The sequence below is a fragment of the Vagococcus salmoninarum genome (assembly GCF_003987495.1).
Classification (GTDB): domain Bacteria; phylum Bacillota; class Bacilli; order Lactobacillales; family Vagococcaceae; genus Vagococcus_D; species Vagococcus_D salmoninarum.
Genome location: NZ_NGJU01000002.1, coordinates 77,956 through 100,706, shown reverse-complemented (window position 1 = coordinate 100,706; position 22,751 = coordinate 77,956). Strand labels below are relative to the sequence as shown.

Annotated in this window: 23 protein-coding genes and 1 other RNA gene; 19 read left to right on the top strand and 5 right to left on the bottom strand. The window is 38.1% G+C overall.

Annotation, left to right across the window (positions count from 1 at the left end):
• Positions 1–28: 28 nt before the first annotated feature.
• Together CBF35_RS02150 and nth are read left to right on the top strand one after the other, a co-directional pair.
• The gene (locus tag CBF35_RS02150; protein WP_126778236.1) at positions 29–742 is read left to right on the top strand and encodes a DnaD domain-containing protein; all 714 of its coding nucleotides are present in this window, start codon (positions 29–31) and stop codon (positions 740–742) included.
• A gap of 24 nt (positions 743–766) precedes the next feature.
• On the top strand, positions 767–1,417 hold the full coding sequence (gene nth, locus CBF35_RS02145) for an endonuclease III (RefSeq protein WP_126778235.1): 651 nt from the start codon (positions 767–769) through the stop codon (positions 1,415–1,417).
• Between the two features lie 45 nt (positions 1,418–1,462).
• Here the strand turns inward: nth and CBF35_RS02140 are convergent, their stop codons facing one another.
• On the bottom strand, positions 1,463–3,775 hold the full coding sequence (locus CBF35_RS02140; protein ID WP_126778234.1) for a PBP1A family penicillin-binding protein: 2,313 nt from the start codon (positions 3,773–3,775) through the stop codon (positions 1,463–1,465).
• Positions 3,750–4,400 (bottom strand): Holliday junction resolvase RecU, encoded by a 651-nt coding sequence (gene recU / locus CBF35_RS02135; RefSeq protein ID WP_126778328.1) that lies wholly within the window; start codon positions 4,398–4,400, stop codon positions 3,750–3,752. The genes CBF35_RS02140 and recU overlap by 26 nt, the downstream gene beginning before the upstream one ends.
• Before the next feature lie 71 nt (positions 4,401–4,471).
• Between recU and CBF35_RS02130 the strand changes: the two genes are divergently transcribed.
• From CBF35_RS02130 to CBF35_RS02105, 6 genes are all read left to right on the top strand, one after another.
• Positions 4,472–5,005 carry an SLOG family protein gene (locus CBF35_RS02130; RefSeq protein WP_126778233.1) on the top strand — a complete coding sequence of 178 codons (534 nt, stop codon included), beginning with the start codon at positions 4,472–4,474 and terminating at the stop codon, positions 5,003–5,005.
• A 98-nt stretch (positions 5,006–5,103) separates the two neighbouring features.
• A complete protein-coding gene (gene gpsB / locus CBF35_RS02125) occupies positions 5,104–5,457 on the top strand; it encodes a cell division regulator GpsB (protein ID WP_126778232.1) in 354 nt (117 codons plus the stop codon).
• 23 nt (positions 5,458–5,480) lie between these two features.
• Positions 5,481–5,859, top strand: an RNA gene (gene rnpB / locus CBF35_RS02120) — RNase P RNA component class B.
• Positions 5,860–6,094: 235 nt separating this feature from the next.
• Positions 6,095–7,252, top strand: coding sequence for a THUMP domain-containing class I SAM-dependent RNA methyltransferase (locus CBF35_RS02115; protein ID WP_126778231.1), 1,158 nt, complete (start codon positions 6,095–6,097; stop codon positions 7,250–7,252).
• 34 nt (positions 7,253–7,286) lie between these two features.
• A complete protein-coding gene (locus CBF35_RS02110) occupies positions 7,287–8,786 on the top strand; it encodes a carboxypeptidase M32 (protein WP_126778230.1) in 1,500 nt (499 codons plus the stop codon).
• Between the two features lie 179 nt (positions 8,787–8,965).
• Positions 8,966–11,389: a MucBP domain-containing protein gene (locus CBF35_RS02105; protein WP_126778229.1), complete on the top strand. Its 2,424-nt coding sequence runs from the start codon at positions 8,966–8,968 to the stop codon at positions 11,387–11,389.
• Positions 11,390–11,442: 53 nt separating this feature from the next.
• On the opposite strand, the gene CBF35_RS02100 is transcribed toward CBF35_RS02105, so the two are convergent.
• Positions 11,443–12,999: a glycerol-3-phosphate dehydrogenase/oxidase gene (locus CBF35_RS02100; protein ID WP_126778228.1), complete on the bottom strand. Its 1,557-nt coding sequence runs from the start codon at positions 12,997–12,999 to the stop codon at positions 11,443–11,445.
• 149 nt (positions 13,000–13,148) lie between these two features.
• Between CBF35_RS02100 and hemH the strand changes: the two genes are divergently transcribed.
• Positions 13,149–14,099: a ferrochelatase gene (hemH, locus tag CBF35_RS02095; RefSeq protein WP_126778227.1), complete on the top strand. Its 951-nt coding sequence runs from the start codon at positions 13,149–13,151 to the stop codon at positions 14,097–14,099.
• Positions 14,100–14,132: 33 nt separating this feature from the next.
• Here hemH and CBF35_RS02090 read toward each other — a convergent pair whose 3' ends face one another.
• Positions 14,133–14,537 (bottom strand): ribonuclease HI family protein, encoded by a 405-nt coding sequence (locus CBF35_RS02090; RefSeq protein ID WP_126778226.1) that lies wholly within the window; start codon positions 14,535–14,537, stop codon positions 14,133–14,135.
• An 87-nt stretch (positions 14,538–14,624) separates the two neighbouring features.
• Here CBF35_RS02090 and CBF35_RS02085 point away from each other — a divergent pair, with 87 nt between their 5' ends.
• The gene (locus tag CBF35_RS02085) at positions 14,625–15,062 is read left to right on the top strand and encodes an EbsA family protein (protein WP_126778225.1); all 438 of its coding nucleotides are present in this window, start codon (positions 14,625–14,627) and stop codon (positions 15,060–15,062) included.
• Positions 15,063–15,096: 34 nt separating this feature from the next.
• Here the strand turns inward: CBF35_RS02085 and CBF35_RS02080 are convergent, their stop codons facing one another.
• Complete coding sequence (locus CBF35_RS02080) at positions 15,097–15,303, bottom strand: cold-shock protein (protein ID WP_126778224.1); 207 nt, start codon at positions 15,301–15,303, stop codon at positions 15,097–15,099.
• A gap of 275 nt (positions 15,304–15,578) precedes the next feature.
• Here CBF35_RS02080 and CBF35_RS15060 point away from each other — a divergent pair, with 275 nt between their 5' ends.
• The 9 genes from CBF35_RS15060 to CBF35_RS02040 all read left to right on the top strand — a co-directional run bounded on the left by CBF35_RS15060 (position 15,579) and on the right by CBF35_RS02040 (position 22,750).
• Positions 15,579–15,704 (top strand): hypothetical protein, encoded by a 126-nt coding sequence (locus tag CBF35_RS15060; RefSeq protein WP_265586431.1) that lies wholly within the window; start codon positions 15,579–15,581, stop codon positions 15,702–15,704.
• 115 nt (positions 15,705–15,819) lie between these two features.
• Positions 15,820–16,200 carry a hypothetical protein gene (locus CBF35_RS02075; protein WP_126778223.1) on the top strand — a complete coding sequence of 127 codons (381 nt, stop codon included), beginning with the start codon at positions 15,820–15,822 and terminating at the stop codon, positions 16,198–16,200.
• On the top strand, positions 16,200–16,913 hold the full coding sequence (locus CBF35_RS02070) for a CBS domain-containing protein (protein ID WP_126778222.1): 714 nt from the start codon (positions 16,200–16,202) through the stop codon (positions 16,911–16,913). Before CBF35_RS02075 ends, CBF35_RS02070 begins: the two co-directional genes overlap by 1 nt.
• Complete coding sequence (gene lspA, locus CBF35_RS02065; protein WP_126778221.1) at positions 16,910–17,368, top strand: signal peptidase II; 459 nt, start codon at positions 16,910–16,912, stop codon at positions 17,366–17,368. The genes CBF35_RS02070 and lspA overlap by 4 nt, the downstream gene beginning before the upstream one ends.
• A 1-nt stretch (position 17,369) precedes the next feature.
• The gene (locus CBF35_RS02060) at positions 17,370–18,272 is read left to right on the top strand and encodes an RluA family pseudouridine synthase (protein ID WP_126778220.1); all 903 of its coding nucleotides are present in this window, start codon (positions 17,370–17,372) and stop codon (positions 18,270–18,272) included.
• A 251-nt stretch (positions 18,273–18,523) separates the two neighbouring features.
• Positions 18,524–19,063, top strand: a complete 540-nt coding sequence (gene pyrR / locus CBF35_RS02055; protein ID WP_126778219.1) for a bifunctional pyr operon transcriptional regulator/uracil phosphoribosyltransferase PyrR — start codon at positions 18,524–18,526, stop codon at positions 19,061–19,063.
• Between the two features lie 153 nt (positions 19,064–19,216).
• A complete protein-coding gene (locus tag CBF35_RS02050) occupies positions 19,217–20,503 on the top strand; it encodes a solute carrier family 23 protein (RefSeq protein WP_126778218.1) in 1,287 nt (428 codons plus the stop codon).
• Between the two features lie 32 nt (positions 20,504–20,535).
• Complete coding sequence (locus CBF35_RS02045) at positions 20,536–21,462, top strand: aspartate carbamoyltransferase catalytic subunit (protein ID WP_126778217.1); 927 nt, start codon at positions 20,536–20,538, stop codon at positions 21,460–21,462.
• 1 nt (position 21,463) lies between these two features.
• Complete coding sequence (locus CBF35_RS02040; protein WP_126778216.1) at positions 21,464–22,750, top strand: dihydroorotase; 1,287 nt, start codon at positions 21,464–21,466, stop codon at positions 22,748–22,750.
• Position 22,751: the final 1 nt, after the last annotated feature.

The window sequence follows — 22,751 nt, the reverse complement described above, 5'->3', positions numbered from 1 at the left end:
GAGTATTTGAAAAGAGAGAGTGACCTAGATGATGGATTTAGAGGACTATTTAAACGCGGGAACGACGACAATCTCCAATTTGTTAATGACTTATTACAACAAATTAGGAATGACGAATCAAGAGTTTTTACTGTATTTGCAATTGTTACATTACCAACAGGAGGGGAATAGCTTCCCGGATTTACAAGAAATTAGCCAGCGGATGGGTATTTCTAATGATGATATTTTTACAGTCATGGAAAACCTACTAGGAAAAGGGTTTATGCAAATTAAACGAATCCAAGATCCTCAAGGACGGACCGGTGATTCTTATGATCTATCGCCAATTTACGTTAAAATTCAACAATTGTTACAAAGCAAGATCAAAAAAGAAGCGGTAGTCGAGCATGAGTTAGGCATTCAAGAACTGTTTCAAATGTTTGAAAAAGAGTTTGGCAGACCTTTGTCACCGATGGAACTTGAAACGATCAAAATGTGGATCGTTGAAGATAAGTATGAGTTAGAAATTATTCGCCTAGCTTTAAGAGAGTCAGTCTTAAATCAAGTCTATAACTTGAAATACGTTGATCGCATTTTATTGAGTTGGGAACGGAAAAACTTAAAATCCCCTGTTCAAATTCAACAACAACAACAAAAGCGTAAGACTGAGCTGGCTAATCAAGCCCCTCGTCAAAGTGAGATGTCAAAAGAAGATTTGCCTAAAGTCCCATTGTATAATTGGCTGAATCCTGACAATGATTAAAGAGAAGTGAGGTAATTTAATTAAATGTTATCGAAAGAAACAACTTTAGAAGTAGTTAACGTTATGGCAGAGATGTTTCCAGAAGCTCACTGTGAGTTAACTTACCGCAATCCTTTTGAACTAGTGATTGCGGTGTCTTTAAGTGCCCAAGCGACAGATGTGTCAGTCAATAAAGTTACGCCAGGGTTGTTTGAAAAATACCCAACTCCTGAAGCCTTCGTCCAAGCCCCGTTAGCGGATATTATGGATGCCATTAAAACGATTGGCTTGTACCGGAACAAAGCCAAAAATATTAAAGCTTGTTCGGAGATGTTAATTGAGAAGTTCGGTGGGGAAGTTCCGCAAACGATGGAAGAATTAGTCGAGTTACCTGGCGTAGGTCGCAAAACCGCCAACGTTGTCCTAGGAGAAGCCTTTGGTGTGCCTTCGATTGCTGTTGATACCCATGTGGAGCGGGTCTCTAAACGCTTGCGAATCGTTAAACAATCTGCAACTGTTTTAGAAGTTGAAAAAGCGTTAATGCGGAAAATTCCTAAAGACATGTGGACGAAAACCCATCACCGGATGATTTTTTTCGGTCGTTACCATTGTTTAGCCCGTAATCCGAAATGTGATGTCTGCCCCTTATTAAATTTATGCCAAGAAGGCAAGACCCGTCTAAAAATAAAAAAATAAAATAAACGTGTGAGACGATTGTTACTTAGTCTCAGACGTTTATTTTTATTCCCCTGATTCCGGTGGCGCAATTGATTCTGGCGGTTCAGGTGGTTGTTCACTAGTAGAAGCAGGTGGTTCTGGATCTTGGGTAGCCGAAGGTTCAGGCGGAGCGATTGTCGGCGGTGTTGAAGTCGCTACCGGTTCTTCTTTCGTCGCACTAGTTTCAGGTGGTTGACTACTAGAAGTGGCTGTTGATTGTTTCGTACTGTTATAAGTTTCTGACTGCCAAGTACTTGAGGAAGGAATCCAAGTGTATTGATCAGTTGTATGATCTTTGACGTACAATTCTGAGCCGATGCGAATGACATCTTCTGGCATTTCCCAATCTTTAGAATCGAGGTCTTGTGATAAGTAAGACATAATGTATTTGTACAATGTGCTAGCAATTTGTTGATCTTCTAACATAATTGGGTAGAAGTAATCTTCATAGCCAGTCCAAATCGAAACGACGTAATTAGGGGTGTAACCAACAAAACTAATATCTGGTACACCAGCATACGTATCGAATTTAACTTTTTCTAAGGATTTATCATCGTAGTTTGAGGTGCCTGTCTTACCTGCTTGAATTAAGTTTGGAATTTGGGCATTCATCCCAGTCCCTCTTAAAATAACATCTTTTAAGACGTCAGTTACCATAAAGGCTGTTGACTCTTTCATCGCACGTTTACCAGTCGGTTTGTAGTTTTCTTCCGTTCCATCAGGCATAACAATTTTATTGACGTAATAAGGTTCATAATACGTTCCACCATTAGCAAAAGGACTATAAGCTGCCGCCATTTGTAATGAGGAAGGGTCCCCTTTGATGGCATTAGATAAATAAAATTCATCATAAGTAATGCCAAGACCTTTTAAGAACTTCTGAGCATCTTTCAAGCCAACTTCATCTAAGGTTTTGACAGCCGGCACATTGCGGGAGTCAACTAAAGCTTCTCTTAAAGTGATGTTGCCTCGGAACTGACGGTCGTAGTTTAAAATCTGATCTTCAGTACCTGGGTATTTATAAGGCGTATCTGAGACAATCCGAGCCGTTGAATAGTTTAAGTACTCAAAAGCTGGGGCATAGTCGGTAATCGGTTTAACTGTGGAACCAAAGTCACGTTTAGCCGAAACAGCTAAGTTACCACCAAGTTGCACATCGTCTGGCACTTTACGACCGCCGATTTGAGCCGTTATTTTCCCAGTGTTAGGGTCCATAACAGTGATAGCTGCTTGGAAGTTTTCATCTTGTAAGCCTTCTTTACCAGCAACTTCTTTGACCCCTTCATAGTCGGGGTAGTCAATATATTCGTCAGTGTTTAAAACGTTATAAATGTATTTTTGAGCGTCTAAGTCTAAGTTTGTATAAATGTCTAAGCCTTCAGAATAAATATCTCGGGAAGTTTTCCGTTTGACTTCTTCAATGACTTCACGAACGTAGTTATCAATAATTTTAGCTTCTTTTGACAAGCCTTGATCTTTAATTAAGTCTTTTTCAATCGGTTCATTAAAGGCTAAATCGTATTCACTTTGAGTGATTTTTTTGTCTTTATACATTTCCGATAAGACTGTATCTCGTCTTTTTTTAGCTGCTTCGGGATGTAAAATCGGATCGTAGTCTGCTGGTGCTTGGGGAATACCTGCTAGAAGGGCAACTTGGGCAATTGATAAATCTTTGAGTTCTTTGCCGAAATAACCTTTTGAAGCAGTTTCCATCCCGTAAAAGCCAGTAGACATGTAAACTTTATTAATATAGAAGTTTAAGACTTCATCTTTAGTTTTGATTTTTTCAAGTTGAATCGATAACCAAGCTTCTTGAATTTTCCGTTTGTAGTTTTGGTCTTTAACGTCAGTAGAGAAGAAAGATAATTTGATTAACTGCTGGGTTAAAGTACTACCACCTTGGCGATCATTTCCTTTCAAGTTAGAAAGGGCGGCTCCGACGATCCGAATCGGGTCGACACCGATATGCTCTTCAAAACGTTTGTCTTCAATTGAGATGATAGCTTCTTTTAAAATAGCCGGAACTTCATCAACATCGACAGTTTCACGTTTCTTTTCCCCTAGCTCATAAAATTTTTCTTTTTTGATATCGAAAAAGTTAGAAGAAAGGGTATCCCCGAGTTTTTCGATTTTTAATTCAGGGGCATCTTTAGCAATTGAATAAACAACCCCAGCAACAGTTAAACCGCCTAAAAGTGTCAGAAAGAGTAATCCTAGAAAGAAATAAAGCAGAATTTTCTTTTTGCTCTTTTTTGGTTTTTTATGGATGTTCTGGGCTCTTGAAGCAATTGTTTCCTCAGTGGAAGTTTGATTAGGCCCTTGGTTTTGAGTGTCCATTAGTTTGAGTCTCCTTTATTATAAAGTCATTTAAAGCGTTGAGATATGGAACAATTGGTGCGACACCTAAAGAAATTTCAATGCCTTTAGTACTAATGTCCTCTAAAGGGATAGATTTTCTATCAGTTTCTTGATTTTGCCAATAGGCTAGTAAGTCGTCGATACTAAAGAAGAAGCAGCGTTTTAGACTAGAAAACCATAATAAAACAAACGCTAAACCGCCTTGTTCTTGACAAGCTTTCATATGACTAATTTGGTGGTCATGAAAATTTCGTAAAGGAAATGAAGTCTTATTTTTAGTTTCTTTTGCTTCAAAATCAATATAGTAACCACGATAGACACCGTTGTAATCTGTTGTTGAAGCTTGACTAAAATAAGCTTCTTTAATAACAGCGGCACTTCGTGAAGGGTAATCTACTTTTACGATTTGGACAGGAGTAGGCTTTTTATGAATCACTGCTAGATTGCGTTGTAAATAATACTCATTGCTTTGATTGATATGTTCTTCAAAGGTCATTCCTCGGTTAGCAAAAGAAGTCGAATTCTTTAAATTACTTCCTTGCTTTCTCCTAGAAGTCAGTCCATTATTAGAAGAAGACATACCGTTTGGATAGTTGATCCTCATCATGCTTCACACTCCTAGACAACATTATACCAAAAAAAAAATTAGAATGGAAAGGGAAGTCACTAAATACTATGAAAAGGATGTATATTACAGGTTATCGCAGTTTTGAATTAGGGATATTTCAAGATAAAGACCCTAAAATCACAATTATTAAAAATGTTTTAAAAAATCGAATCATTGCTCATCTTGAATTAGGCTTGGAATGGGTCATCATTGGCGGGAATTTAGGAACTGAGTTTTGGGCCAGTCAAGTTGTTGTTGAATTACAAGCTGATTATCCAGAATTAAAGTATTCGGTAATCTTTCCATTTGAAGAATTTGGCGCTAATTGGAATGAATCGAATCAGCAATCCTTGATTTCAATGAAAACGTTAGCTGATTATGTCAATGCTACTTCCCATATGCCTTATAGTAACCCTAGTCAATTAAAAAATCACACCCAATTTATCTTAAACCATACCGATGGCTGTTTGTTATTGTATGACGAGGAATTTGAAGGTAAAACGATGTTCTTTTTAAAAGACAGTCGGCGCTTTCAAGAAGGTAATGAGTATGAAATTGATACGATAACAATGGACGATTTACAGAATTATGAAATATATTAGCGGTAGTGTTTGATTTTCATGACTATTTTAGTTACAATAGAAAAGAGAATTGATTAAAATGTCAAAACTATGAATTGAAATAGATGAGGTGCTTAAAAATGGCAAGACTAAATTATGAGGCAAAAGAAATTTTACAAAAAGAATTTAAAACAAAAATGCGTGGCTATGATCCATTAGAAGTTGATGAATTTTTAGATGGTGTTATCAAAGATTACGAAAGCTTTGGCCGAGAAATCTTAGCGCTTAAAGAAGAAAATCAACGTTTAATTGCTAAAGTTGATCAATTGACAAAGAGTCAAGCAACGTTATCAAGAATTAAGCAAGAAACGCCAAAAACAACGGCAGTCACGAATTTCGATATTTTAAAACGAATTTCTAACTTAGAAAAAACCGTTTTTGGAAGCAAACTAGATTTAGATGATGAAGATTTAGGTAATACAAAACAGTTTTAATTTAAAATTTAATGATTTTTGTAGTTTTCGGATAATTGCGGTTTAGTATTTATACTAGGCTGAGGAAAGTCCATGCTCGCACAAGCTGCGATGCTTGTAGTGTTCGTGCTTAGTGAAACCATAAGCTAAGGTATTCTATTTTATAGGATAACGGCAGCCAAAACAGCTAAGGTCTTCGGACTATGCTGGAGTAAGCTTGAAAGTGCCACAGTGACGAAGCAATTTTAGAAATGAAATTGGTGGAACGCGGTAAACCCCTCGAGCGAGCAACCCAAACTAAGGTCGGGGCACTTTTTTCAAGGAATAATGAACGAAGAAAAGAGACAGATTAATCTGTAGACAGATGATTATCGTTGATGTTTTTTACCTGAGAAACATCAATACAGAACATGGCTTATAGAAAACTACAACTTATCAGGGATATTCCTTCCGACAAATTGTGGGAGGATTTTTTGCTTTGAAACACTACGAACAAAGAGAGTAGATGTTGAAAAGCACAAGAGATTTTGAGTGCAACGAAAAATGTGTTGTCTCCTTCGTAAATGAAACACTACGAACAAAGAGAGTAGATGTTCCAAAAACACTTTTTAAATAACTTTAAACGTAACAATAACCCTAGAAAGGGGTCTTATAAATTATGAAACAATTTAAATTATTAGCAACAGCGGCAAGTGGGATGGAAGCCTTAGTCGGTAAAGAATTACGGGACTTAGGAATCGAATGTGAAGTCGAGAACGGCAAAGCGATTTTTCATGGTGACATGGAAACAATCGCTACAGCTAATCTTTGGTTACGAACAGCTGACCGGGTAAAAATTATTGTCGGTGAATTTACAGCTGTGACTTTCGACGAATTATTCGAAAAAACGAAAGCCTTACCTTGGGAAGATATTTTACCAATGGATGCGGAATTTCCTGTAGCCGGTAAATCAATTAAATCGACCCTCTTCAGTGTGTCTGATTGCCAAGCTATTACTAAAAAAGCGATTGTTAGCCGTTTAAGCGAGACTTACTCTCGTTATGGCCGTTTACCTGAAACAGGTGCTCAATTTGCCTTAGAAGTGGCTTTATTGAAAGACCAAGTCACAATTACCCTTGATACAACTGGACCAAGTTTATTCAAACGTGGTTACCGTTTAGAAAAAGGTGGGGCGCCACTAAAAGAAAACATGGCAGCTGCCTTAGTTATCTTAACTAACTGGCGTAAAGACCGACCGTTATACGATCCAGTGTGTGGGTCAGGGACAATCTGTATTGAAGCAGCGATGATTGGTCACAATATTGCTCCTGGCTTTAATCGGGAGTTTGCTTGTGAATCATGGGATTGGTTTGATGCGAATGTCTTCCAAAAAGTCCGTGATGAAGCTGAAACAAAAGCTGATTATGACGTTAAACTTGATATTTTAGGAACAGATATTAACCCTCGGGTCATTGAAATTGCGAAACGGAATGCCGAAGCAGTTGGTTTAGGTGATGCGATTGACTTTAGACAATTAAACTTAGCCGACTTCACAACGGAAAAAGAATACGGTGTGATCATCGCTAACCCACCTTATGGCGAACGAATTGGTGAAGAAGAAGCGGTTAAACAACTTTACCGTGAGATGGGTGAGACTTATCGCCCCTTGAAAACATGGAGTAAATACATTTTAACGAGTGATTTAGAATTTGAAACTCATTACCGGGCTCGGGCGACGAAAAAACGTAAACTTTATAACGGTGCCTTAAGAACGGATTATTTCCAATATTGGGGAACAAGACCTCCCCGTGCTCCACGAGTTGAAGAAGGAAAATAATTTTATAAAAAATGAAGGTAGGGATTAGATGTCTATGACTAAAGAACAAGAATTTTTAGCTTATTTGAAAGAAATAGCCCTAATTAGTGAGTCAGTAGGACTGTTGGAGTGGGATAGCCAAACAGGAATGCCGGCTAAAGGCAACGAACACCGAGCAGAAGTCTCTAGTTATTTAAGTGGTAAAGCCTTTGAAATGATGACTGGCCAAAAAATGACGGATTTTATGACTTATTTTACAGAGAATCCAAGTGAATTGTCTGAATTTGGAGCAGCCGTTTTTGCTGAAACGAAAGAAGGCTACGACTTAAATAAAAACATTCCGGCAGAGCGTTATCAAGCTTTCAGTAAAGTACAATCAATGGCCCATAGTGCTTGGGTAGCTGCCCGTGAAGCGAAAGATTTCAGCCTCTTTGAAAAATCATTAGGCGAGCTGATTGAATTCACTAAAGAATTCATTCCCTTGTGGCAAAAAGATGAAAAAACTCCCTATGATGTGTTACTAAATCAATACGAACCGGGAATGACTGTTGAAATTATTGATGAAGTCTTTAGTCAAGTTCGTGATGGGATTATGGCTCTGAGAGCGGAAATTGCTGAAAAAGGCACAGAACCTCAGACTGACTTTTTAAATCGTTTTGTCTCGAAAGAACAACAACGAGAATTTGTCACTCAAGTGGTCACTGAATTAGGGTATGATTTTTCTCGGGGCCGTTTAGACGATACCGTTCACCCCTTTATGTTGAACTTAAATCGGAACGACGCTCGTATTACGACACGTTGGGCTGAAAATGATTTCGCTATGGCGACTTTTGGCGTAATTCATGAAGCTGGCCACGGAATGTATGAGCAAAACGTCGACGCTAAATTTGACTACACACCTTTAGCAGGTGGAGTTTCCATGGGAATCCATGAATCACAATCCCTATTCAATGAGATCATTGTTGGTAGTAGTAAGTCATTTTGGCAAAAACAATACGGCACTTTGCAAAAAATCACTGGTGAGACGTTTGCTGATGTTGATTTTGAGACATTCTACAAAGGCTTAAAACAAACCAAAGCTAGTTTAGTCAGAATTGAAGCTGACTCTTTAACTTACCCGTTACATATTATTATTCGCTACGAAATCGAAAAAATGATTTTTAACGGTGAAGCGAAGTTAGCTGATTTACCAGCAATCTGGAATGCTAAATACGAAGAGTATCTAGGAGTTCGTCCGGAAAATGATCTTGAAGGTATTTTACAAGATGTTCATTGGTCAGGTGCCAGCTTTGGTTACTTCCCATCTTACGCTTTAGGTTACATGTATGCCGCTCAATTGCATCATGCAATGGCAAAAGACTTAGACGTGGAAGAAATCTTAGGTTCAGAAGATTATTCTAAAATTCGTGAGTGGTCAACTGAGCATATTCACCAATACGGTAGCTCTCGGAAACCGAATCGCTTAATTATGGATGCCACTGGCGAAAACTTAAATCCTCAGTATTTATTAGATTACATGAAAAAAATCTATTTTGAAGCATATAATATTAATTAAAAAATGAGAGACTTTGCTGACTAATGTCAGCAAAGTCTCTTTTTTTACCAGAGCTAAGTGAAAATACTGACTGTAATAAAGGTTGGATTTATATTATTATTTATTGAGAGAGGAAACGATCTTTAATCAATTGAATTTAGTGATTAAAGTTGTTTGTTTTAAGAAAGGTTCGTGACAGCATGTCAAATAAAAGATTAAAGATTACACTAAGCCTAATCTGTTTATTAGGAATAGTTCAAATTTTAACTATGCCGACATTTAAAATCAAAGCAACTGAAGGAGATTCTCCAGTCAGTAATTCTGATATAAATGTTGTTGAGGAAAAAGTAAGCAACCCACTAAAAAATGATCCGGAAATCCTCGATAATCGGAGCCAAATTGAAACAATCTGGCCAGGTCAGACAATGATGGCAAATGAGTTTGAGTTATCGGATGATAATTGGGATCCAATCTCCCTTAGCAATACTGGGAAATCAATTACAACTTTTCCGATTGAAGTTGAAGGTTTTGAAACTGGCACCTTAGTTGGACATATTAGATTTGGTGGCGTTAACGGGGAGACGGGTGAATTTTTAACGGATAAGTCTAAACAGTTACGAAATCTCGTATTTGTTGTTGAGAATACTAAAAAATTCAAAGATAAAGAAAAGAAAAATACTGTTAAGTATACTTATAACTATTACCAAGGGACAAATACAACGTATACGATGGTTCCGATTACCGATATGAAGTTACCTGGAATGACCCATGACATTTCACAAGATCCAGCTAATGCCTTTGAGTTGCCTCAAGGAGGGCAACCAGTATCGTATCGAACAGTTAAAGAACTTTATATTCAAGAACTTGGTAAAACAGGTAGGTTTGCGATACAAGCACGAACGGCTATTAATCAAGGAATAAATAATTTGGATTTTTATTTCCAACAAATTAAAACGTTGGTTCCTACAGATGATGGCGGTATTAGAATTGTTAATGAAGTAAAAAATACTGGCTGGCGACTTGGAGCGGAAAATAAATTTCCAAGAAAAACATTTGGTGCTATGATTGGAGAAGATACAATGTTAAACACCATTGATAATGTCCCGATTTTCTCATTAGGAACGAACAAAGGTGTTTATATTGCCAATAAATTAGACTTGTTTCGCGTAGCCTTCCCTCGATTGAAACAAAGCCAAGGAGGAGCAGATAATTATGAAGGGCAATCCTTTAATTCGATTTTTAGTAAAACTAACGGTGCTTTTCAGCAAAGGCCAGATGGCTTTGGTAATGAAAGCCAAACAATCCCTTTAGATGAACGTGTCTGGCCAGCAAGTGGGATACGTCCCCCTCTTTCAGGGACCGATGAGGGATACGATACCCAGTACGTTCAAAAATGGAACCCTCGTCAACCCCCGGAAGTTGGTGAAAAAGCGATTATGTCTTATGACGTTAACGTCTTACCGATTTATAAGCCAGAAATAAAATTAATGGAAGAATCGTTAAATCAGTCAGTTCATAAAGACAACACTTTAGCATTTAATGGTCAGTGGCGGGATTACGATAGTCTAAATGTGACTTTGTATTATCAAATTGGTAGCCAAGAAAAAAATGGCTGGATTGAATTTAAAAAAGATGAACGCCAAGACTCAGAGGAAGAAAGAGAAAAATGGTTTGATTTTAATTTAGAATTAGCGGCGACTGACTTTAAATTAAATGGTGATAGTATTTCGTTTAAAGCTGTTGACACTACAGGGGTAACCTCGGATATTTTTACGACAGAAGTTACTATTTTTGAAACCGTAACAATTAAAACAGAACATTATGGACCTAGTGGCAATAAGTTATCTGAAACGAGCTTTCTTGGAACGCCAGGGCATGAGTATATGACTGAGCCAAATGACTACACAAGTCTTGGCTTGACTTTAGACGAAAGTCAAACAAGTGGGCAAGTCAGTGGGGTTATTCCTAATGAAGATGTTCTCGTTAAATATTATTACAAAAAAGGCGTAGTTACCATAATTACTCATTATTTAAAAGAGGATGAGAGTGAGCTATTACCATCGACTGAAATCAAGCTTGAATATAATACTTATTATCAAACCGATGATCGGTTAGAAGAAGCCCAAGAATTAAATTACTATTTCACGACTTTAATTGGTGAGGCTCATGGAAACACCGGAAAAGAAGACCGAACAATTGAAGTAAGTTACATATATCGCCCTGGGGTGCTGGGGCTTATTGAAGGGACAGAAGCCTTGGACTTTGGCAACCAACCTTTGATCACTTTAGGCTCTAAAGATATTTATCCAACAACAGACACTCACATTAAAATTGTCGACGAGCTTCAAGGAGACTGGCGCTTGAATTTAAGAATAGCCAGTGATTTTAAAGTAGGGGAAAGTCCTTTAGTTGGGGCGGTCTATTTTAAAAGAAAAGACAAGGGCTTATTAAAATTAAACGGCTCTGGCCAAGGGGTCTACGAGCGCGAAGAATTGAGAGCTGGGGAGATTAATTTATCTTGGCTAGCAGCAAATAAGGAAGGTCTGTTTATTAGACAACAGCCAGGAAATCAAACAGGTGTTTACAATGGAACATTGGAGTGGAACATTGTTTCTGGGTTATAAAGAGAAAAAACTGGGACTTAGTAACGGATCACCGTCACTAAGTCCCAGTTTTTTCAATTAGCAAGTGCTAGCCACGTTTCGGTAATTATTTGTTCATGATAAATTTTTGACCATTGATAATATTTTGCCATCTCATCAATCACATGATCCGCAATGGCAATCGCCTGTTCTTTGTTGAAGTAAAAATAGTCAGTTCGTCGCTTTAGAAAATCTAAAGGATGCAGACACATTTCTGCTTCAAGAGCATAGCGAAGCATGACGTAATCAAGATCGGCTAAATTCGTATGAGGTGGGACATTTAATAAATAAGCATAAAGATCAATAACGTTAGATCCGTAACGGTTAACTAGCAAACTAGCGTGACCGTGGGACAGGTGAAATTTTTCAACACCAATGCGGATAAATTCTTTTTGATAACGGTGGAAGCCTGTTGAACCACCAACATCACCACCTGCCACACTGAGGTTTTTTGTCCGACACTTAATAAAGAGGCGGTGGTATTCTTTACAGATGGAGCGTAATAGTCGGTCGACAACTAGTTTACTTTGTAGACGGTATGTATAAAGTTCAGTCAAAGTCACACTAATTAGGCCAGACCTACTTAAAGAGTAGCTATCAGAAGGACTGTCTTGGACTGAAGGTTCAGTCCAAGAACTTTCAATCGACTTTAACTCTATTGGGGGCATTGTAAAAAAGTCATTCAAGGCATCGAGAAGTTGTTGTTGAGCTAAAGTTTGCTGATTTAATGATGTGACATGGGGACCAACATAAATTTTATCACCAACGGGAATCACGAAGTAAGACTGATCAGTTATTTCAGAAAGAAAGTTAAGAGCGTTTGTTACTGGCAAAGCCTTAGCTGATAAAACGATATAGTGTTGTTCCTTAAGTGAAGGATTTGGCAAAGGCGTTCCTTTGTCTAAACGTGACAATTCTCCAGACCAGCTACCAGTAGCATTGACGACTCGTTTAGCATAAATGGCAATTTCTTCACCAGTTAGACCGTCGATAGCTCGAACGCCAATAATTTTACCTGTTTGGTGGTTATATAAAAATTTAACGACTTTCGTGTAATTGGCAACATAGGCCCCAAAATCAACGGCTTTTTTGATGATTTCTAAAGTTAAACGACTGTCGTTCGTTCGATACTCGGTGTAGATGCTACTTGACTTTAAGTTTTCTTTTTTTAATAAAGGTTCACGTTTAAGGGTTTCAGAACGATTCAAAGTGAAAAAAGCTAAATCTTTGTCAGTTTGGCTCAAAAAATCGTAAGCTTTCAAAGCGACAGCGGATTTTAATAAAGAAAGTTCTTGTTGTTTAAAAATCGGCGTCAATACTTTAATGGCTTTCGTTAAGTGGGGAGCATTTTCTAGTAATCCTTTGCGCTCGCCGTTATTTGTACTAATTTCGCCTCTAAGCAGTTTATGGGAAGCCGAAGTTGCCCCAGAAGCAAAATCCCCCATCTCAATTAAAGCGACACCGAGACCACGACTAATGCCATCAATAGTAATACCAGCCCCAGTTATCCCACCACCAATAACTAAAAGGTCGAGAGGGGTTTCAGTCATAATACGTAAATGTTTCTGTCGGGTTTCTCTAGATAAATTCATTGTTATTCCTCCTAATCGGGAAGTCTTTATGTTATTATAGCTTGATTTTCATTTAATGTATACGATGAGCCAATATTGACTAGGAAGTCTGGAAGGCTTTTGTTATACTATGATAAGTTATTGAATTTCTTAGAAAAGAGGGAGTTTTTTTGGCTAAGAAAAAAGGCATCTTAATTGCTAATATCGGAACACCAGATAAGCCTGAAAAGAAAGAAGTTAGAGCTTATTTGAAACAATTTTTAGGGGATCATCGGGTAATTGATACTCATCGTATGATTTGGTTACCAGTGTTACATGGCATTATTTTAAATACCCGTCCGAAAAAATCGGCTGCGTTATATAAAGAAATTTGGACGAAAGAAGGATCACCTTTATTAGTCTATACGAAGTCTCAAGCAGAGCAGCTTCAAGATCGCTTTCCAGATTATTCGGTTAAGTTTGGCATGGCTTATAGTCAGCCGACCATCGCTGAATCGTTAAAAGCGATGGAAGCAGAGGGGGTTGAAGATATCACAGTAATTCCTTTGTATCCTCAATATTCCACGACAACGACCGCTTCAATTAATGATGCGGTTTTCCGTCATTACTTAAAACAAGAAAACATGCCTAGTTTGCATTTGATTCGGGAATTTACAGACCATCCTTTATACATTGATTTATTAGTTAAGCAAATCAAAGAAGGCGTGGCAAAGTATCAACCAGATCGCTTAGTGTTATCTTATCATGGGATTCCTGTTAGTTATGTCGAAAAAGGTGACCCTTACCAAGCCCAGTGCCAAGCCACCACAGATGCCATCTTTGAGAAACTATCATTGGATATCCCTTGGATGATGACTTATCAGTCGAAATTTGGCCCAGCTGAGTGGTTAACACCAGCTTTAGACAAAACCTTAATGGCTTTACCAAGTCAAGGGGTTGAAAAAGTCTTAGTCATTACCCCAGGCTTTGTGTCAGATTGTATCGAAACAATTGAAGAAATCGAAGATGAGAATCGGACATACTTTATGGAAAATGGTGGTAAAGAATTTAACTATATTCATCCTTTCAACGATGATGCTGGTTTAATTGATCTATTAGCCCAATTAGTTAGGGAGAAATAATAAAACGCGTAAACTAGTCGCTATGACAGAGGTTTACGCGTTTTTTAATGCTTTTTGGAGACCTTGGCGAGCTAAATTGTCTGCTCCCCGGTTATCCTTTTCAGGAATCCATTGAATGATAACTAGTTGAAAGTGTTTAAGTAAGTCTTGAATTCGTAATAAATAAGGGTGAAAGGCAAGATTGCTTGTAGTGTTTTGATCAATGACTTGCGCTACGACTTGACTATCCGTGTATAAAAAAATTGATTGATTTTGTAAATTTTGCGCAAGTGCTTCGGTTAATGCACATTCTAAGGCGGCAAACTCAGCTTGATGGTTAGTTAAGATGCTGAGTGGAAAACTTAATTGTTGATATAGACCATCACCAGTTATTAATACACCGCAACCGCTTGGTCCAGGATTGCCTTTTGTGGCAGCATCAATATAAATTTTTAACATGGTAACCTCCAACGACTAATATTTTTTATTTTACATGAGATATGGTAGTATAGAGATATATTACCATAAAGTTTGTGAGGTATAACAGTGACGATAAAAAAACAACAAAAAGTTTATAGATGGCAACCAGAAGTAGCTACAAGTATTATTTATTGGTCTCTGACCTCAGGGGTTTTCTTTTTAATGATAACCTCAATTTTAGAACAAATGGGACTTAGTTTCTTAACCATAGGCTTGTTTGGACTATTTTGTTTCTTAGTCTGGGCAGCAAGTCGCCGAGAGTTCCTGATTAATGATGAATTCTTAGTCTGTCAAGCAATTTTAAAAAAGAATAGTCTGATTTTTCCAGTAGAGGCGATTGAAAAAGTGTCAATCGGCGCATACGGTTTAACTTTCAGTGTGGTTGGTTTTGAGGAATTGAAAGAAGAAGAGCGATCTTTTTTAATGAATCCAAAAACTATGACAGCCTTTATTGCAACACTAGAAGACCAAACAGCCTTTCAAGGTAAAATTGTCAGTATTTAAAAAGTGCCTGCTAAATTAGCAGACACTTTTTTTATTATTCTTCTAAAGCCGAAACGGCTGTTGCTTGTAAACCACGATGACCTTCTTTAATTTCAAAACGAACGGGTTGGTTATCTTTCAGTGTTTTAAAACCGTCACCTTCGATTCCTGTAAAATGAACAAAGATTTCCTCGGTTTCATTGTAAGTAATAAATCCGTAACCTTTTTTAGTATCAAACCACTTTACTACGCCATCAGTCATTTTACATTCCCCCATCACTAAAATAAAGTCTAAACTCATTATAAGTATTATTTGTCCAAAGGTCAAACTCTGGACAAAGATAAATCTTAGTATTAATTAATTATTTAATGAGTCGCTAAAAATAAAGGGAAGAATCACTAATAGTCAGACTATTCTATTAGTTATATTAAATATGTTACAAATATAATAAAAAGATGTTAAAAAAGACGAAAAGATTACTTTTCAAAACTAAGATAAGCTATACTATAAGTAATTACAAGCGAGGACGTGGCAAAATGAAGCAAGCTGTTTTTCTAGTGTATAAATGTGGGTTTATAATTGGTCGCTTATTTATTTATTATCCGAAATCGCTAAAAAATGAACTAGTCCGTGATTTACCATTTAATCGTAAAAAAATCTAAGGTACTTAATGTCTAGAAGAAAGCTTTTTGCGAATCTTCTTGGCATTTTTTTGCTTTTACTGTTATTATAGGTAAGTATGAAAAGATTAATTGTTGAAAAGAAAAGGTGAAAATCATGAAAGTAAAATTAACGCGTAAAACTGGCTTTTTTGGTATGGGAAGTCCTTTAAAAATTTTGAAAAATGGCCAACAAGCATTTTTGTTAAACCATGATGGGTCTAAAGAGTTTGAAATAACTGAAGAAACAACCATTCAAGGGAAATTTTCATTTTTAAAAAGCGAAATTTATTCATTGGAAAATAATGCTGAGAGTAAGGAATTACAAATTAAAATTAATCCGAATATTTTGAAATTGTATATGTCTTTGTTTACTTTAATTTTTATTTTACCGCTGATTTTTAGATCATGGGTCTTAGGCGTGGGAATTTTAATCATCTATGTTGGTTTTGTTGCTGTGATGGCACCAAAATTTTATGTGATTGAGGAGCAGGAGTAGTGGGTGCTCAAGGCAATGATTTTTTGGCAACTTTCAATCGAGTCGAAAAATGGCTGCGTGATGAAATGGATCAGCCAGGAAGTATGGGATTTAGTGAACTCGTTCGTCGGTTAAGTAAACGCTCGGATTTACTAGTCAGAAAATACCAAGACGATTTGTTAGAAATCGCCCAATTACGAAATGCCATCGTACATGATCGGATTTCTCCAGATTTTATTATTGCGGAACCAAATGAATGGGTGATTTCACGTTTAAAAACAATCGAAGCTGATTTAATCAAACCTGAGTACGTCATTCCGCGCTTTCAAAAAACGGTGACGGGTTTTGATAAAAATGTCAATTTGAGTGATATTTTATCGATTATTGCCGAAAAAGGCTACTCCCAATTCCCGATTTATGAACAAGGGAAATTTTTAGGCTTGATTACTGCCCACGGGTTAGGGATTTGGATGGCTTCCCAAGATCACAAAAATGTGATCGAAATTCAAGGGAAAAAAGTCGCCGATGTCTTAGCTAGTGACCGCAAACGTCATAATTATCGCTTTGTAGATGAGCAGACGATGACTTACCAAGCCCTGGAAGTCTTTTTAAAAGACCCGCTGATTGAAACTATCTTAATTACAAAAGATGGGAACCCGAATGGTAACTTAATTGGTATTATCCGCCCTCGAGATGTTTTTGAGAAATATTATGAAAGAAAAGGAGCGTTGTGATGATTGTTTATTTAGTCATTGCTGCAATAGCTGTCGGTGTTGACCAATTAGTTAAATGGTGGATTGTTAATAATGTGGCTTTAGGTGAAACGATTTTTCATAATCCAGTCCTTTCCTTGACGCAAATCCATAATGAAGGGGCCGCTTGGAGTATTTTAGAAGGCCGGCTGTGGTTCTTTTACATTGTTACGACAATTACTTGTATCGTTGTGTTGTATTTCTTATACCAACATCGTCATGAAAGCAAGTGGTTAACAATTGGCCTCGCCTTGATTTTAGGTGGTGCCTTAGGTAACTTTATCGATCGACTACGCTTAGGCTATGTGGTTGATATGTTTCAAGTCGAATTCTTTAATTTTCCAATTTTTAACGTAGCTGATATGGCATTAACATTCGGTGTAGGCTGCGTCTTTATATACATAATCCTCGATGAAAGATTAAATAAGGTGAAATAAAATGTTAGAAAAGTTAAATATGGTTATCACAGATGAAACAGGTCGTTTAGATAAAGCGATTGTTAGCAAATTTCCAGAGCATTCACGCTCGCAAATTCAAACATGGTTAAAAAATGATTTAGTTCTTGTTAATGATGATGTTGCTCAAGCTAACTATAAAGTTAAAGCTGGTGACGTTGTTGAAATTACCCGCATTGCCCCAGTTGAAATGACTGTTGAAGCTGAAAATATTCCGCTAGAAATCATTTATGAAGATGATGATGTGGTTGTGATTAACAAACCTCAAGGAATGGTCGTTCACCCTTCAGCTGGACACCCAAATGGCACACTAGTCAATGCCTTATTGTACCATGTCAAAAATTTATCAAGTATCAATGACGTCATTCGTCCAGGAATTGTCCACCGAATTGATAAAGACACGTCAGGTTTATTAATGGTCGCTAAAAACGATCAAGCCCATGAGTCATTAAGCGAACAATTAAAAGATAAAACGGCCACTCGGAAGTACATCGCCTTAGTACATGGCGAAATTCCTCATGAGAAAGGCACCGTTGACGCGCCAATTGGCCGTTCAAAAGTCGATCGTAAATCTCAAGCTGTGCTAGAAGGTGGCAAACATGCTGTGACCCACTTTAGAGTGCTTGAAAACTATAAAGACTTTACTTTAGTTGAGTGTCAACTTGAAACTGGTCGGACTCATCAAATTCGCGTTCACATGCAGTACATTAAATTCCCATTAGCTGGTGATCCAACTTATGGACCACGTAAAACCCTAGAAGGGAAAGGGCAATTTTTACACGCTCAAACCTTAGGCTTTACTCACCCAACAACTGGGGAAGAAATGTTCTTTGAAGTGCCGATTCCAACCTTGTTTGCTGAAACTTTAGAAACATTAGAAAAATAGTTGCAATTTGTTAGTAGACAGGTTAAACTATGTAAGAAGTAAATTGAATAACACGTTACCTTTAAAGTTAGTCCAGAGAGGCTAAAAAGGCTGATAGTGAAACTAGTAATGCTTTTATTAGTCGAAGCTATCCTGAGATGAGACATTGTGCTCCTGCCTTTTTATTGAAGGCAGGAGCTTTTTGTTTCTTCCCATTCCTTTCCTTAGTAATCGTTGTTAGTCTACTATAATAGTCTGAGAGGAGCATCACTATGATTGAAAAAGAAGTTATCGACAGTGTCACGATGAAACGTATTTTAACCCGGATCACTTACGAAATCATTGAACGCAATAAAGGGGTTCAAGATGTTGTCTTAATTGGGATTAAAACCCGTGGGATTTATATCGCCCAACGAATCGCTGAACGAATGAAACAATTAGAAGATTTAGAGTTACCAGTTGGTGAACTAGATATTACTTTATACCGCGATGATAAAGGCCAGGCTAAAGGGGTTGAACCAGATTTGTCAGCTTCAAGGATTCCCTTTTCTGTTGAAGGCAAACATGTGATTTTAGTTGATGATGTCTTATATACCGGTCGAACAATTCGGGCTGCTCTTGATGCAGTCATGGATTTTGGGCGACCACAAAAAATTTCTTTAGCTGTTCTAGTTGACCGAGGCCACCGAGAGTTGCCGATCAGAGCGGATTTTGTTGGTAAAAACTTACCGACATCGGCTAAAGAAGAAGTTGTTGTTGAAATGGTTGAGTTTGATAAAACAGACCGGATCAGCATTTTAAAAGAAAATTAAATAGCGCTTTTTAATTGAGTCCAGAGAGACTGAGAAGAGCATTAATCTGACCTAGGAGAGCTGAAAACTAAGCTCTTTTAGGGAAATTTAGTGAAACCCTCATGTCGAAAGTAGACATGAGGGTTTTTTAGTTAAGAAAGAGGAGCGAAATTCATGACAGAAAAATTTAGAAATCCCGATGCAGTATTAGATATTAATGATCGTCCACCAGCCCTACAGTGGTTTGGTTTAAGTTTACAGCACTTATTCACGATGTTTGGCGCAACAGTCTTAGTTCCCAAGCTAGTCGGAATTGACCCTGGGATCGCCTTATTAAGTTCCGGTTTAGGCTCAATCGTTTATATGATCGTCACAAAAGGCAAGATCCCAGCGTACTTAGGTAGCAGCTTCGCTTTTATTACGGCAATGCAAATGTTAATGGCAGATGAAGGGGCAGGTTATCCCGCTATTGCCCAAGGAGCTTTAACAACTGGTTTGGTTTACTTAGTAGTGGCTTACTTTATTAAAAGGAACGGCTCTCAGTGGCTTGACCGTTTATTACCGCCAATCGTCGTTGGGCCTGTTGTCATGGTCATCGGTTTAGGTTTAGCAGGTAATGCGGCCCAAAACGCCATGTTCACCCCGACTGGAGATTATAGTGTTAAATACATTATGGTAGCCTTAGTAACCTTAGGTTTAACAGTTTTCTTCAATATGTATCTTAAAGGTTTTCTCGGTTTAATTCCGATCTTACTAGGGATCGTTGGTGGTTACTTAGTCGCCTTACTAGTTGGTATCGTTGATACTGAGTTAATCAAGGCGGCGCCACTTTTTGCCATGCCTGAATTCCAAGTGCCTTTCTTAAGTTACACCCCGAAGTTGCACTTAGGGGCAATTTTAACAATGGCACCGATTGCCTTTGTCACAATGACTGAACACATCGGTCATTTAACAGTCTTAAATAAATTAACCAAACGTAATTTCTTTGAATCACCTGGTCTTTCAAGAACCTTGTTCGGTGATGGTTTGGCTCAAATCGTTGCCAGCTTTGTCGGTGGGCCGCCAGTTACTAGTTACGGTGAAAATATCGGCGTCTTAGCAATTACTCGAGTTCACAGCGTCTTAGTTTTAGGTGGCGCAGGGGTGTTAGCAATCATTCTGGCCTTCGTTGGTAAGATTAGTGCGATTATCCAAAGTATTCCTAACCCTGTCATTGGCGGGATTAGCTTCGTCCTCTTTGGAGTGATTGCTTCAAGTGGTTTGAAAATCTTAATTGACAATCAAATTAACTTAGATAAAAAACGCAATTTACTAATTGCTTCAGTAATCTTAGTTGTGGGAATCGGTGGTTTGAAATTTGAAGCAGGCGCCTTCGCCTTATCAGGAATGGCCTTAGCTACCTTGTTTGGAATTGTGATGAACTTAGTCTTACCTCAAGAAGCGTTAAGTGAAAAAGCCTAACTGCAAGCAGCTCGGAAAAGGAGAGGAAATCAATGATTGTTACTAATGAAATTGTTAGTTTAAAACATCTCTTAACAATAGAAGCTTTAAGTGACCAAGAAGTCATGGGTTTAATTAAAAGAGCCCAGCAATTTAAACAAGGGGCCCAATGGCAAAAACCCCAACGGCAGTTTTTCGTCGCGAATCTCTTTTTTGAAAATAGTACTCGCACCCATAAAAGTTTTGAAGTTGCCGAACGTAAACTGGGCGTTGAAGTGATTGAGTTTGATACGAGCACAAGTTCAGTGACGAAAGGTGAATCTCTTTACGACACGGTCTTAACGATGTCAGCTATTGGGGTTGATGCGTGTGTCATTCGTCACCAAGATGAAAACTACTACCATCAACTGATTCAAAGTAACACAATTCGCAGTTCAATCATTAACGGCGGTGATGGCAGTGGCCAACATCCTTCCCAATGTTTATTAGATTTAATGACCATTTATGAAGAGTTTGGCACCTTTACAAATTTAAAAGTCGCCATTGTTGGTGACATTACCCATTCACGAGTAGCGAAATCAAACATGCAAATGTTAAAACGCTTAGGAGCTGATGTTTACTTTTCAGGCCCAGCAGAATGGTTTGATCCCAAGTATGAAGCCTATGGTACATACGCACCACTAGATGACTTAATCGGCGAAGTCGATGTCATGATGATGTTAAGAGTGCAACACGAACGCCATGATGGTTCTGAAAGTTTTTCGAAAGAAAGCTATCATCAAGAATACGGCTTAACTATAGCTCGCGGTGCAAAGTTAAAAGCCTCAGCGATTATCATGCATCCTGCCCCAGTTAACCGGGATGTCGAATTAGCAGACGAGTTAGTAGAGAGTCTGCAATCACGGATCGTTCCGCAAATGAGTAACGGTGTTTACATGCGAATGGCAATATTAGAAGCGATTTTGGAAGGGAAGGCATAAGATGAACTTACTAGTAAAAAACGGCAAGATGATTGATCGCCATAACGACTTAATTGAAACAGATCTTTGGATTGAAGGCATGAACATTAAAGCAATCGGCGTTGATTTAGCAACTAACTTAACGACTTTTGATAAAATTATTGATGTTAAAGGGGGCTTAATTACCCCTGGTCTAGTTGATGTCCACGTCCATTTTAGAGAACCAGGTTTCACTCATAAAGAAACCATTGAAACAGGCAGTCAAGCAGCAGCCCGAGGTGGCTACACAACAGTCTGTGCTATGCCTAACTTAAACCCAGTACCAGATACAGTCGCCCGCTTTGAAGAGGTTGAAGCAATTATTCAAAAAGACGCAGTCGTCAAAGTCTTACAATACGCTCCGATTACCGAAGAGTTAAAAAGTGAAACTTTAGTTGACATGGCTGGAATGAAAGCCGCAGGGGCCTTCGCTTTTACTAATGATGGAGTCGGTGTCCAAACCGCGGGGACAATGTACTTAGCGATGACTGAAGCTGCTAAAGTTGGTTTACCAATCGTCGCTCATACAGAAGATGAATCCTTATTATTCGGTGGCTGTATGCACCGAGGGAAAGTTTCTGAAAAACTAGGATTACCTGGGATTATGAGCGCCACAGAATCATCACAAATTGCTCGAGATTTAATCTTAGCAGAAGAAACAGGGGTTCATTACCATGTCTGTCACTTGTCAACGAAAGAAAGTGTCCGGATTATCCGTGAGGCGAAGCAAGCTGGGGTTCATGTAACCTGTGAGGTTTGCCCTCATCACTTGATTATGTCGGAAGAAGACATTACTCATGACCATGGCAATTTTAAAATGAACCCACCTTTAAGAAGCACTGCGGATCGGGAAGCGTTAATCAATGGGCTACTAGATGGCACCATCGATTGTATTGCGACGGACCACGCCCCTCATAGTCATCAGGAGAAAAATCAGTCAATGGTTGATTCACCCTTCGGAATTGTCGGGAGTGAAACAGCTTTTGCTTTAATGTATACGGAGTTTGTCGAAAAAGGCATCTTTACTTTAGAGCAAGTCATTGAGTGGATGACAATTAAACCAGCGGAAATCTTTAGTTTACAAACAGGAAAAATTAGAGTCGGCGGTTTAGCTGATATAGCAGTCTTTAATCTCACAGAGAGCTACCAAATTGACAGTCAAGACTTTCAATCGAAATCTAGTAACACACCATTTATTGGGAAAGCCGTGAAAGGCCAAACCATCTTAACTTTAGTAAATGGGCAAATCGCGTGGAGTGAAGGGGAATAGC